The organism is Halalkalibacter sp. APA_J-10(15), assembly GCF_023017105.1.
In the GTDB taxonomy this organism is placed as follows: Bacteria; Bacillota; Bacilli; order Bacillales; family Bacillaceae_D; genus Halalkalibacter.
On the sequence record NZ_JALKEV010000005.1, the window covers coordinates 96,072 to 108,780 of the forward strand.

Here is a 12,709-nt window from a genome sequence, read left to right on the forward strand (position 1 = left end):
TTTCTTTAAGGAGTGGGTTTTATGGGGGAGAAGAAAAATCAATCCTTTAATTATGAACCGTTATTTAGCGGGAATGAGGTGAAGCAGGGGAGGGCTTTACATACGTTTTTGCAATTATACAAGGGGCAAGTAAGAAATATTGTTTTATCTTTTATTTTCTTTTTGATGAAGCATTCACCTGTGTGGGTCATACCTGTTGTGACAGCTAATATGATTAATATAGCTAGTGCTCCAGATGAACGAAATGTAGCAGAATTGTGGATCAATTTTGCTGTTGTCGTTTTAGTTATTGTGCAAAACATTCCTTCTCAAGTGCTACATGTTAGTTTCTTAAGCAAAGCTTCAAGACATGTTGAAGCAGGATTAAGAAGTACGTTAATTCGTAAATTACAGCATTTGTCGATATCCTATCATAGTGAGTTGCGCTCGGGGAAATTACAAGCAAAGGTACTTCGAGATGTAGAAAATATTGAGGTTCTCTCTAAACAAGTGATGTTTACTTTTTCTGCTGCGGTTACAAATGTGGTTGTAGCGATAACAGTAACGGCTTTTCGTGATGGAACGATGGCTTTATTTTTTATTTTGGTCATTCCTCTTGCGATTGGTTTAGTTATCCTCTTCAAGAAAAGATTGAGACAACGTAACCGAGAATTTAGAACGCAAATTGAAGTGATGTCAGGTCAAGTGGCGGAAACAGTAAATATGATCCCTGTTACAAGAGCTCATGGACTTGAAGATTTAGAAATTAAAAAAACGGATTCTACGCTAAAGGACCTAAAGGGAAAGGGGTATAAATTAGATATTGCTGAAGCGTTCTTTGGCGCATCAGGTTGGGTCGTTTTTCAAGTGTTTCAAATGATTTGCTTAATTTTTACAGCATACCTCGTGTATAGTGGACAAATGCCAATCGGCGATATTGCTCTGTATCAAGCTTATTTTACAACGATACTCATGTCAGTGAATCAGATTATAAATGTGTACCCTCAATTAGCAAAAGGCTATGAATCGATTATTTCGGTCTCAGAAGTGTTATTTTCAAAAGAAATGGTTGAATATCAAGGTGAGAAGCGACTGGGACATTTAAAAGGGCAGTTTACATTTGAAGATGTGAGCTTTCATTATAAAGATACGAAGAAGCATGTTCTTAATCGTTTTAATTTAACTGTGAAGCCTGGAGAATGTATAGCCTTTGTCGGGGAATCAGGTGCAGGCAAATCAACAGTTCTAAGCATGGTAGTTGGTTTTTATCGCCCAACGGAAGGGAGGATTTTAATCGATGATGTCTCTTTCGATGACCTAAACATGCAGGCATACAGGCAAAGAATTGCGGTTGTTCCTCAAAATACGGTACTATTTTCCGGATCAATCAGAGACAATATAACATATGGATTAGATAATGTATCTGAGGGGCAACTTCAGCAGGTTGTACAAATGGCTAACCTTCACGATGTTATTGCGGAAATGCCAGACGGATTGAATACGTTAATTGGCGAGCATGGTGGTAAGCTTTCAGGGGGGCAACGCCAACGTATTGCCATTGCTCGTGCTCTAGTTCGAAACCCTGAAGTGATCCTATTAGATGAAGCGACTTCTGCATTGGATAATAAGTCTGAATTTCACGTGCAAGAGGCGATTCGTGAGCTAATTAAAGGACGTACGACATTTATTGTGGCACATCGGCTATCTACGATAAGGGATGCCGACCGAATTGTTGTCATGAAAGAAGGGAAATGTGTGGAAGTAGGAACGTTTGATGAATTAATGGAAAAACAAGGTGAGTTTTATCAGTTGAAAAAAATGCAACATTAAATAAATAGAGCTGATACATTTGACGATTATTGTATCAGCTCTATATAAGTAGGTGTTTAATCATGATGGACATGACTTTTATAACAAGGGTATATTATTATATTCAAGCAAGTCTTCTTTTTTGGCTATTTGTTTTAAGAGGATTTGTTGTGTATGGATTAATTCCGGCGACAGCGGGGTTGTTTGCCGTGATAGCTGATGTGAAGCGTGGGAGAATGGACGAAGAGGATGTGTCAATTGCTCAGATGTATACGAGTTATTATCGGATGTATTCTACTTATAAATGGGGTTCGTTTTTATTTGCATTAGTGTTTGCGTTGCTGTATATGACTACGTTTTTATTAAACGAATCAACTACGGAATACTCATTAATAGGATTAATCGTCATGTTATATTTATTAGCACTATTTTTATTGCTTTTTACGTATACGTCCTATCTTATTACAGAAGGGAAAGTACTTTTCCTTCATCAAACTGTCGGAATTAGTTTTGTCTTAGCTATAAAGAATCTTCTGAGATCTGTTTTCTTACTTGTAGGTATGTTTTTTTTGTATTATATGGGAACGCTAAATCTTTTATTGTTTGCTGTAAGTGCACCGGCTTTGTACGGCATCATGGTTCGAGCATTAATGACGAATTTAAACAAATAATTTAACTTATATATTCATGGTTGACACGTAAACGTTCTCATAATAAGATAGGGTTTAGATAATACTTTAACGATTACTTAATTAAAAAACATTACCGTATTAATGCTGATTATAAATGGAGAAAACAGTAAAATTTTAGGGCGAAACGTACGATAGTGTCGTCATTTGATTTGTAAGAAAGCGTTATTATACGTTTGATTTCATGCCGTTAAGTGATCGATGAACTAATATTTCGAGGAGAGAGCGTATGTAAGAAAGTAACATTTTGAATAGTCATAGGTCTTATTTAACTTATTGTGTATGAACCGAAAAGGGAAGGTTACTATAAAGCGTAAAGCTGAAAGTTCTTAAGGGGGTTTACTGATGGCAAATGTGTCTGAAAGTGTAAGCGATAAAAAAAAGGGTGGTTTAGGACTAGCTAATTTTAATTATCGCACACAACGAATTATTATTATTATTGCTTTTTCTCTTATACCAGTAGGGTTGCTAATAACGTTTTCGTACTTACCGTTGTTTAATATGATTGTGTACAGCTTTCATAATTGGAATGGAATGAGTCCAACTATGGATTTTGTTGGGTTCGGTAACTATGTCACGATTTTTACAAGACCTGAATATTTCTCGGTGTTTGTTGTTAGTTTGTATTACTTTGCGGCTACTTTTGTGCAAATGGGCTTAGCGCTTTATTTTGCTACACTACTCAGTTTTGAAGTAAGGTTGAAAAACTTTTTCAAAGGGGCTATTTTCTTTCCTTACTTATTAAATGGTGTTGCTATTGGCTTTATTTTCTTGTTCTTTTATCGTGAGGGTGGAACATTAGATAGCTTATTGGCTGTTTTAGGTCTTGGTGAGTATGCTCAATTGTGGTTAGGGAACCCTGATTTAATTAATATTTCTTTAGCGGGAACGTCTGTCTGGAGGTACATGGGTTTTAATTTCATTATATTTCTAGGGGCGATTCAATCCATTTCAAGTGAAATCTATGAGGCTGCTGAAATTGATGGTGCGAATAGATGGCATCAATTTGTATACATTATTTTACCTAGTATTCGCCGAGTTGTTGAATTGAATCTTATATTAGCTGTCAGTGGTGCGATTAGTGTATTTGAAATTCCGTTCATCATGACAGGTGGAGCTAACGGAAGTAGCACATTTGTTATTCAAACAGTAGATACGGCCTTTAAGTTTAGTCGAGTTGGACTAGCTTCTGCCATGGCGGTTGTTCTCCTAGTTATCGTAATTTTTGTTACGATACTTCAGAAATTTCTCTTTAAGGATAAGGAGGCTTAATGATGAGTTTAAGTGCAAGGTTTTTTTCAGTTGTTAAATATGTTTCATTAATATTAGGGGTTGCTGCTACAATTATACCGATTTTAGTTGTGTTGTTTGCATCCTTTAAAAGTAGAGAAGAATATGTTTCGACAGGTGCGCTAATCCCACCACAAAGCTGGTTGAACTTTGAAAATTATACTAGAGCCTTCACTGAAGGGAGAATGTTACTTGGTTTTTTCAATACGTTCATTATTTTTGTGCTTGCTGTATCAAGTGCCATCCTTCTCGGATTAATGATTTCATATATATTAAGTCGCTTTCAATTTAGAGGTAGTAAGCTTATGTTAGGGTTATTCCTATTAGCGACATTAATTCCGGCGGTAACGACTCAAGTAGCAACGTTTCAAATTATTAGTGAATTAGGGCTATTTAATACGAGATGGTCAGCGATTATTTTATTCATGAGTACAGACATTATTGCAGTTTTTGTTTTCTTGCAATTCCTTGATCGTGTATCTGTTTCATTGGATGAGTCAGCGATGCTAGATGGAGCTTCATATTTCACCATTTTTAGGAAGATCATTGTACCACAGCTAAAACCAGCTATTGCAACAATCTTCATTATAAAAGGTGTAGCGGTCTATAACGATTTCTATATACCGTACTTATATATGCCGAAAGCAGAATTACAAGTTATATCTACGGCCTTGTTTAAATTCCAAGGGCCTTATGGAGCGCAGTGGGAAATTATATGTGCGGGTGTCATCATTGTTGTGATTCCGACATTGATTATATTCCTTGCATTGCAGCGTTATATTTATAACGGATTTTCAGAAGGTTCGGTTAAATAAAACGGTTCGTTTTACTATATTAGGGGGCGCAAAGGATGACGACAGTTTTCTTTTGAAGCTCCTTTTTTTGAAGGATGAAGCGAATGAACAAGATGATTGAGATGTTAGGTTAATTGAAAAAATTGAAATAAGGGGGATTATAAATGGGAATTACATATGATGGGCAAACAAAGACATTTCACTTACAATCGGAAAGGACGAGCTACATTATCCAAGTGTATAACGGATATTTGGCTCACTTGTATTGGGGCAAAAAAATCGACTCCTACAATCATGGGACGAAGCTACGCTTTAAAGATCGATCGTTTTCACCTAATCCGGACCTTACTGAACCATTATTTTCATTAGATACGATGCCTCAAGAATATCCGGCATTTGGGAATACTGATTTTCACATACCTGCCTATCAAATTCAATTAGAAAACGGCACAACGGTGACTAATTTTCAATATAAGTCACATCGCATAGTGAAGGGAAAAGATGAACTTGACGGTTTGCCTGCAACTTATGTAGAGTCAGACAGCGAAGCCCAGACGTTAGAGCTGACTTTAATCGACGAAGTGATAGATGCAGAAATTATTGTGAGTTATACGGTGTTCACAACGTTTGATGTCATGACACGTTCAGTTCGGTTTGTGAATAATGGCAGCAAAAAGCTCAAGCTCTTAAAAGCAGCAAGTGTTAATGTAGATTTCCGTGAATCTGATTTTGAGCTAATCACGTTGCCTGGAGCGTGGTCTAGAGAGCGTTATATGGAAAGAGAAAAATTACGATCTGGTATACAAATGATTGAAAGTCGGCGTGGAGCAAGTAGCCATCAATTTAATCCATTTTTAGCGCTTGTCCGACCTGAAACAACCGAGGAATTCGGGGAGGTATTTGGTTTTAACTTGGTTTATAGTGGGAATTTTCAAGCTTCTGTTGAAGTGGATCAGTTTCAATACTCGCGTGTGACGATGGGAATTAATCCATTTGATTTTTCATGGGTGTTAGATCCAGGACAAACGTTTCAAACTCCTGAAGCTGTCATGGTCTATTCAGATCAAGGTTTAGGTGGGATGTCTAAGACGTTTCATCATTTGTATAGAGATCGATTATGTCGTGGGAAGTACCGTAATCAACTACGTCCAATTCTCATTAATAACTGGGAAGCGACCTATTTTGACTTCAATGAAGAGAAAATAGTTGATATTGCAAATGCAAGTAAACAATTAGGTATTGAATTGTTTGTTCTAGACGACGGTTGGTTTGGGAAACGGAATAGTGATAAAGGGTCATTAGGAGATTGGTTTGTTGATCGTGATAAACTACCAAATGGTATTGAGCATTTAGCTAATCAGATTGTAGGGAATGATATGCAATTTGGTTTGTGGTTTGAGCCAGAGATGATTTCTGTAGATAGTGATCTGTATCGTGCACATCCTGATTGGTGTATTCATGTTCCTGATCGTTCACGTTCGGAAGGGCGTAATCAATTAATACTCGACCTAACTAGGAAAGAAGTGTGTGATGAGGTAATAAAGAGAGTATCAGATATTTTAGCGAGTGCTCCTATTAGTTATGTGAAATGGGATATGAACAGGCATATGACGGAGGTCGGTTCAATTTCACTTCCTGCAGAGCGACAAAGAGAAACGGCACATCGTTATATTCTTGGTGTGTATTATGTTATGGATCAGATCACGAATGCATTTCCGGATGTGTTGTTTGAAAGTTGCTCAGGTGGTGGTGGGCGATTTGATCCAGGAATCCTATATTATATGCCTCAAACGTGGACAAGTGATAATACGGACGCGATATCGCGTTTGAAAATCCAATATGGAACAAGTCTGATTTATCCTATTAGCGCGATGGGATCCCATGTTTCAGCTGTTCCGAATCATCAAGTGAATCGTATGACTTCATTAGATATTCGTGGTCATGTCGCGATGTCTGGTAATTTTGGTTATGAATTAGATGTATCGACATTAAGTGAAGAAGAAAAGATGGAAATCAAGGAGCAAGTTAATTGGTACAAGGGAGTTAGACCGATTATCCAATTTGGGGATTTTTATCGATTGAAAAGCCCATTTGTACAATCACATACATCATGGATGTTCGTTTCTGACGATCAAACGGAAGCGGTTCTTGCTTATTTCAGTACATTGGCAGAAGCGAATGCTCCTTTTACGAAAGTGAAGCTAAGAGGACTTGATCCAAATAATGTATATAAAATTGTTGAGTTAGATCAGGAGTTTACGGGTCAAGAATTAATGTACGCTGGTGTAAATATTCCGGAACTGCATGGTGATTTTCAAAGTATCATGTGGACATTGCAAGCTAAGTATTAACAAAAGAATAGAGGGATAATGTTATGAAGGAACTTTTTATTAAAGGTATGACCTACGGCTGGAATACAACAAGAGGTGCATATCGTACAGCAGAAGCGGTTGAATCAATGAAAAAGCTAAAGGAGACTGGGAGTGAGTGGATCGCTCTATCGTTTTTTACTTATCAAGAAACGTTCTCTTCAACTGATATTATATTTGATTATGGCTTTACAATGACAGATCGTGATATTGAATTTGCAGTTAGACAAGCGAAAGAGCTTGGATTAAAGGTTTGTTTGAAGCCGGTCGTAAATTCTAGGGATGGTTTATGGCGTGCGCGAATTGGATTTCCGAAAGATGCAGATGCGTATTGGGAGAAGTGGTTTGTCTCTTATACGAACTTTCTGCTTCATTATGCGGAGCTTGCTGAGGAGCTAGAGTGTGAAATGTTCTGTATTGGTTGTGAGATGATTGATACAGAATCAAGAACAGACGAATGGTATCAGGTCATTAAAGAAGTTAAAGCTGTGTATAATGGACCTTTAATTTATAATGCTAACCATGGTAAGGAAGAAGGGGTTGACTGGTTTGATCAAGTCGATCTAATTGGCACGAGTGCGTATTATCCAGTTGCAAATGTACCAGGTGATTCGGAAGAAAATATGATGAAAAACTGGGAGACGGTAAGGGATAAACTTCAAAAGCTACATGAGAAATTTAATAAGCCAATTGTTTTTGTGGAGATTGGGTGTCGGAGTGCAAGAGGTTGTGCAACAATGCCTTGGGATTTTGAACATACTGAGTTGCCTTTTGATGAAGAGGAGCAGGCGAGATTTTATAGTTCAGTATTAAAGGTTTTTTGGGATGTTCCGTGGTTTGCCGGTTTCTTCTGGTGGGATTGGAAAACAAAGCTATACCCTTTAGAGAAAGCGAAGGAAGATGTTGATTTTGATATTTATGGGAAGAAAGCGGAAACGGTTTTAAAGCAATGGTATAGCAAAGACACCAGGTGATTAGAAACTAGTATAAAAATCCGAGAGGGAGTTGGTTGAGAAAACAGCTTCCTCTTCTTTTCGTAGTGTTTAAAAAGGAGTGTATATTTCCATATATTAGTATGGTTAAAAACATGTTTCAATATAATATGAATATGTTATGATAATAACTATACTAACAAAAATAACACTTTGTGTTAAATCACTCTTGAGGTGAAGGCTTTGGCGAGGAAAAAAGTAACTATGCAACAAATTGCTGATGTAGCTGGTGTTTCTAAGTATGTGGTTTCAAAAACGTTAAATGGAAAACCGGGAGTAAGTGATCAAACGAGAGAGAAAATATTATTTATTGCAAAGCAACTGGGTTATCATTCTGATCTAGTGAGATCCAATAAGTCAGAGGAAGCCGATGCTAATAATTCGTCGTTTATTATAGTCGTAATTGAACACCAAAGCCATCATGATTCTCTTTATTGGGGAAAGATTATTGATGGTATTTATGAAGCAGTTAATGAAATGAAATTAGGGATGATGATCGTAAGTGAGGACCAGCAAGTTAGACAATTGGTTAATACGACCAGCTTGAAAGGGATTATTGGAGTTGGGCACGTATCGTCTGAAGTATTATTGGAGTTAAATCAGTTAGCGGTACCTATCGTTCTAATTAATCATGAGAACAGCTTAGTTTCTGCTGATTCTATTTATGCTGATAACATGGATGGGTTATATAAGTTGACTAATCATCTCATTGCAATTGGCCACCGTTCAATTTCATTTGTTGGGGATACGTCTTATTCAAAAAGCTTCTATGAACGTTGGTTAGGTTATCGAATGGCGATTGAAGAAAATGGTCTTCAAGATGAAATAATAAAACAACCGCTTTCCATTCCTTATTCGAGTGAATTTCAATTATCATTTCAACGATGGGTAATGGAGCGTGACAAAATACCGACAGCTTTTCTTTGTGCTAATGATGATTTAGCTCAAAAAGTGATCATTAGTCTTAAGCAAGTAGGCTACAGTGTTCCTGCTGATTGTTCTGTAACTGGGTTTGATAATATTGATTCAAGTGCATTAATTAAGCCAAGCCTATCGACTGTGCAAGTATTGAAAGAATCGATTGGTCAAAGAGCTGTATATAAGCTAATTTGGCGAATGGAACATAGGCAGTTTCCTCCTGAGAAATTGCTGATCAAAGCTGAAATTGTCATGCGAGATTCTGTAGCTACTCTAAAGAATTGAGTTCTATTTAGATGGAGCATTGGCACGTTTAAAAGCAAATTTATAGAGTAAAACATTTTTCAGATACGAGGATGAGTCGTAGTAACAATTCATCCTCGTATCTTTTTGTGAGCTTAGAAACGAGAGTGGAGTGAAGAACAAATTAAGGAAGAGGCGGAGTTAGGAATTAGTGCTGTCTATAGTTGTTATCGAATAAGAAGCTTAACGATGAGTTTTCATATTTGCGATTAATTGAATACATTGCTATATTAATTAGGTTAGAACTAACAAAATGAATAACAAAAATAACAAAAGGTGGAGAGGTAAGTTGAAAACTTTAGAAAAAGATAAAAAAGATAAAGCTTTTTATAAACGAATGATGGCATTAAGTGTTCCCATTACGATTCAGTTTTTACTGACGTCATTTTTAAGTATGGTAGATTCCTTGATGGTTGGTCAGCTTGGAGAAGTTAGTATTGCGTCTGTTGGAGTAGCAAATAAAATCACGATCATTTTAATTCTTATTACACAAGGCTTTGCAAGTGGAGCGGGGATCTTTGCTGCTCAATATTGGGGGAGAAAGGATAAAGTTGGTATAAGTAAAATATTGATTATTACGACAACGATTATTTCTGGATTTACAATAGTCGCTACTTTCTTTGTTGTTGGATTTGCTAATCAATTAATTTATTTATTCTCTCCAGATCAAGCTGTAGTTGGTTTAGGTTCTTCGTATATAAAAATTATAGCAATTAGTTACTTTTTCACGGGAATAACAATTATTCTAACGGTTATATTAAGGTCAATGGGGGAAGTGAAGCTTCCGATGTATTTTAGTGTCTTTGCCATTTTACTTAATACACTGTTGAACTATTTATTCATTTTTGGTAATGGCGGATTTCCTGAAATGGGAATAGAGGGGGCTGCTATTGCAACAGTTATTGCTCGTACGATTCATTGCGTATTAATGGTATTGCTCATTAGACAGTTTAATTTATTTTCAGCCTTTCGACTTATCGATATGAAAGAGGTGTTCGAGAGTGGTTTAGTAAAAAGTTATTTTGTTATTTCAGTTCCATCGATCTTAAATCATATCTTTTGGACATTAGGTGAAACTAGTTATTTTTGGGTATTTGCTCGTATGGGTACGAATGAATTAGCTGCAGCGACCTTGATTGATCCATTAATCTTTTTGTTTATGGCTGTATTTATCGGTTTAGGAGATGCTGCATCTGTAATGATAGGTAATGGCATCGGTAGTGAACGGTTTAAGGAAACTTACCAATATGGGAAAAAATTTCTTTTGATCACATTTGGGCTGTCGATCGTGGCATCTGCTGGTGTTTTGTTAGTCGCTCCTCTTTTTGTTAGCTTTTATAATGTTAGTTCGGTTGTATCCGAATACGCGATCTCGATCTTGTATGTATATGCAGTTATTTTACCTTTCAAAATGCTGAACCAAGTAAATAATATAGGTATATTACGAGCGGGCGGAGATACAAAGTTTGTGATGTATTTAGACTTAATAGGTGTATGGTTAGTAGGTTTACCTTTGGCTCTTATAGGCGCATATGCGGGTTTTCCGATTTATGTTGTATTTGGTCTAGCCAATATACAAGAAGTTGTTAGAATCTTATTTGGATTGAAACGTACATTGTCACGAAAATGGATGAACGTTGTCGTCGAAGAAGAGAGTAAATGTAATGTAAGTTAAATGATTTAGGTAAAGGGGCTGTGACATACGTGTATTAAATGGGAGTACGAACAACTGCACAGCAATGTAAATAATCCGCTACGTTCGCGCGATATTCGTAGTTTCAGTTGAACACTTTGGTATGTTCCAGTCTTTTTACTTAAAAAAGTATATAAACTGAATTAACTGAAATTTACCGTTTACTTAATTATAAAAGAGAGTGATAGTATAACCATTGATATAAAAGGGTTTATATAGGTTAAAAAAAGTTTTAAAAACCGCTTGACTTGAAAGCGTTGCCACTATAAAATGAAATTGTTGAATCTTGTAACGTAATTTTTGATTCAACGATAAACTAATTTGTGTGACACAGGGGGTAAATAGAATGACAAAGAAATTTTGGTTAGCACTTGCTTTGGCTGCAATGGCAATGTTCATAGTAGCTTGTGGTGGTGGTGACACCGATGATGAAGGTACAACAGATGAAAATGGTACGGAAGAGGCCGATTCAGGTGAAGCGACAGCTCCTGAAGATATTGAAGGAGATATTACTATTCTTCATCAACGTACTGATATCAATGATACAGTATTTGAGCAAGATTACAGAGAACGTTTCAACGAAGTTTATCCGAATATTAACTTAAGCTTTGAAGCAATAACAGATTATCAAGGTCAAGTACAAATTCGTATGAATACACAAGACTATGGTGATGTATTGCTGATTCCAGATAGTGTTGTTCCTGGAGATTTACCACATTTCTTTGAACCGCTTGGAACAGTAGATGAACAACTTGAGGAATATTTGTTTGCTGATGATTTTGCTTATGAAGGTTTGTCTTACGGTATTCCGATTGTCGTAAATGCAAATGGAATTGTTTATAATACTGAAGTTTTTGAAGAAGCGGGAATTACTGATATTCCAGCAACTCCAGATGAGTTTATCGAAGCATTGCAAGCTATTAAGGACAACACGGATGCCATTCCTTTATACACGAATTATGGCGATGCTTGGCCTCTAGATCAGTGGGAGCCAAACCGACTTTCAATTGCTGGTGATGAACAGTTTATTAACGACTTAATCGATACAGAAGCTCCATTCTCTGAAGGAGAGCCACATTATACTCTTTACAAAGTTATGTATGATGCTGCGAATCAAGGATTAATTGAATCTGATCCGTTGACGACTGATTGGGAGCTTTCAAAACAAATGTTAGCTGATGGTGAGATTGGTGCGATGGTTTTAGGTTCTTGGGCGATCGTGCAAATGCAAGAAACGGCAGAGGCTTCAGGATATGATTCAGATGTAATCGGATATATGCCATTCCCTTATACTCAAGATGATGGAACTGTTTATTCAGTAGTAGGTGGAGACTTTAATCTTGCAATTAATGTGAATTCTGATCATAAAGAGGCTGCTAGAGCTTGGATTGATTGGTTTACCCATGAGTCAGGTTATGCATTTGATCAAGGTGGAATTTCACCTATTGTAGGTGAAGATTTCCCAGATACACTTGCTGCATTTGAGGAACTAGGTGTAGAGTTTATTTCAGATGCAACTCATAGAGAAGGTGAAGAAGGCTGGCTAGATGACATTGATAACATTTCAGAAGTAGGATTCTGGCAAGCAAACTTCAAGCAACGTATTATTGAAGCTGCGATTGGTAACCGTAATGAGTCATTTGATGACATTATGGATGATTTAAATAGTAAATGGGCTCCAGCGCGTGAGCAAGTTGTGAATCAATAATAAAACGATATCGTTAAAAGGTAAGAGCGATAATGCTCTTACCTTTTTTTTGAGTATTAATTAGGTATAAAGTTTCATTAAGTAAGTTCTGTTATTGACGGTCTATCGGTCGTCAGTTATAGTTAAATTATAAATAATTAGTTATAAAGAAATGAATCTTTTGTA

The 12,709-nt window shown here is 36.6% G+C and carries 9 protein-coding genes; all 9 read left to right on the plus strand.

Annotation, left to right across the window (positions count from 1 at the left end; translation table 11 throughout):
- The first annotated feature begins 21 nt into the window (after positions 1-21).
- The 9 genes from MW695_RS07585 to MW695_RS07625 all read left to right on the plus strand — a co-directional run bounded on the left by MW695_RS07585 (position 22) and on the right by MW695_RS07625 (position 12,544).
- Positions 22-1,809 (plus strand): ABC transporter ATP-binding protein, encoded by a 1,788-nt coding sequence (locus MW695_RS07585; protein ID WP_247104601.1) that lies wholly within the window; start codon positions 22-24, stop codon positions 1,807-1,809.
- 62 nt (positions 1,810-1,871) lie between these two features.
- The gene (locus MW695_RS07590; protein ID WP_247104602.1) at positions 1,872-2,459 is read left to right on the plus strand and encodes a DUF624 domain-containing protein; all 588 of its coding nucleotides are present in this window, start codon (positions 1,872-1,874) and stop codon (positions 2,457-2,459) included.
- 363 nt (positions 2,460-2,822) lie between these two features.
- Positions 2,823-3,749: a carbohydrate ABC transporter permease gene (locus MW695_RS07595; RefSeq protein ID WP_247104603.1), complete on the plus strand. Its 927-nt coding sequence runs from the start codon at positions 2,823-2,825 to the stop codon at positions 3,747-3,749.
- A complete protein-coding gene (locus tag MW695_RS07600; protein WP_373648095.1) occupies positions 3,749-4,582 on the plus strand; it encodes a carbohydrate ABC transporter permease in 834 nt (277 codons plus the stop codon). The genes MW695_RS07595 and MW695_RS07600 overlap by 1 nt, the downstream gene beginning before the upstream one ends.
- Positions 4,583-4,725: 143 nt before the next feature.
- Positions 4,726-6,912 (plus strand): alpha-galactosidase, encoded by a 2,187-nt coding sequence (locus MW695_RS07605; protein WP_247104605.1) that lies wholly within the window; start codon positions 4,726-4,728, stop codon positions 6,910-6,912.
- A 23-nt stretch (positions 6,913-6,935) separates the two neighbouring features.
- Entirely contained in the window at positions 6,936-7,904 is a 969-nt protein-coding gene (locus MW695_RS07610; protein WP_247104607.1) for a glycoside hydrolase family 113, read from the plus strand.
- Positions 7,905-8,105: 201 nt separating this feature from the next.
- Positions 8,106-9,125: a LacI family DNA-binding transcriptional regulator gene (locus MW695_RS07615; protein WP_247104609.1), complete on the plus strand. Its 1,020-nt coding sequence runs from the start codon at positions 8,106-8,108 to the stop codon at positions 9,123-9,125.
- Between the two features lie 307 nt (positions 9,126-9,432).
- Positions 9,433-10,818 (plus strand): MATE family efflux transporter, encoded by a 1,386-nt coding sequence (locus MW695_RS07620; RefSeq protein ID WP_247104611.1) that lies wholly within the window; start codon positions 9,433-9,435, stop codon positions 10,816-10,818.
- 364 nt (positions 10,819-11,182) lie between these two features.
- Positions 11,183-12,544: an ABC transporter substrate-binding protein gene (locus tag MW695_RS07625; RefSeq protein ID WP_247104612.1), complete on the plus strand. Its 1,362-nt coding sequence runs from the start codon at positions 11,183-11,185 to the stop codon at positions 12,542-12,544.
- The last annotated feature ends 165 nt before the right edge of the window (positions 12,545-12,709 follow it).

Bases quoted from the DNA above. Each gene is read 5' to 3' on its own strand.
- MW695_RS07585 (WP_247104601.1), top strand. From the start codon at position 22: ATGGGGGAGAAGAAAAATCAATCCTTTAATTATGAACCGTTATTTAGC.
- MW695_RS07590 (WP_247104602.1), top strand. From the start codon at position 1,872: ATGATGGACATGACTTTTATAACAAGGGTATATTATTATATTCAAGCA.
- MW695_RS07595 (WP_247104603.1), top strand. From the start codon at position 2,823: ATGGCAAATGTGTCTGAAAGTGTAAGCGATAAAAAAAAGGGTGGTTTA.
- MW695_RS07600 (WP_373648095.1), top strand. From the start codon at position 3,749: ATGATGAGTTTAAGTGCAAGGTTTTTTTCAGTTGTTAAATATGTTTCA.
- MW695_RS07605 (WP_247104605.1), top strand. From the start codon at position 4,726: ATGGGAATTACATATGATGGGCAAACAAAGACATTTCACTTACAATCG.
- MW695_RS07610 (WP_247104607.1), top strand. From the start codon at position 6,936: ATGAAGGAACTTTTTATTAAAGGTATGACCTACGGCTGGAATACAACA.
- MW695_RS07625 (WP_247104612.1), top strand. From the start codon at position 11,183: ATGACAAAGAAATTTTGGTTAGCACTTGCTTTGGCTGCAATGGCAATG.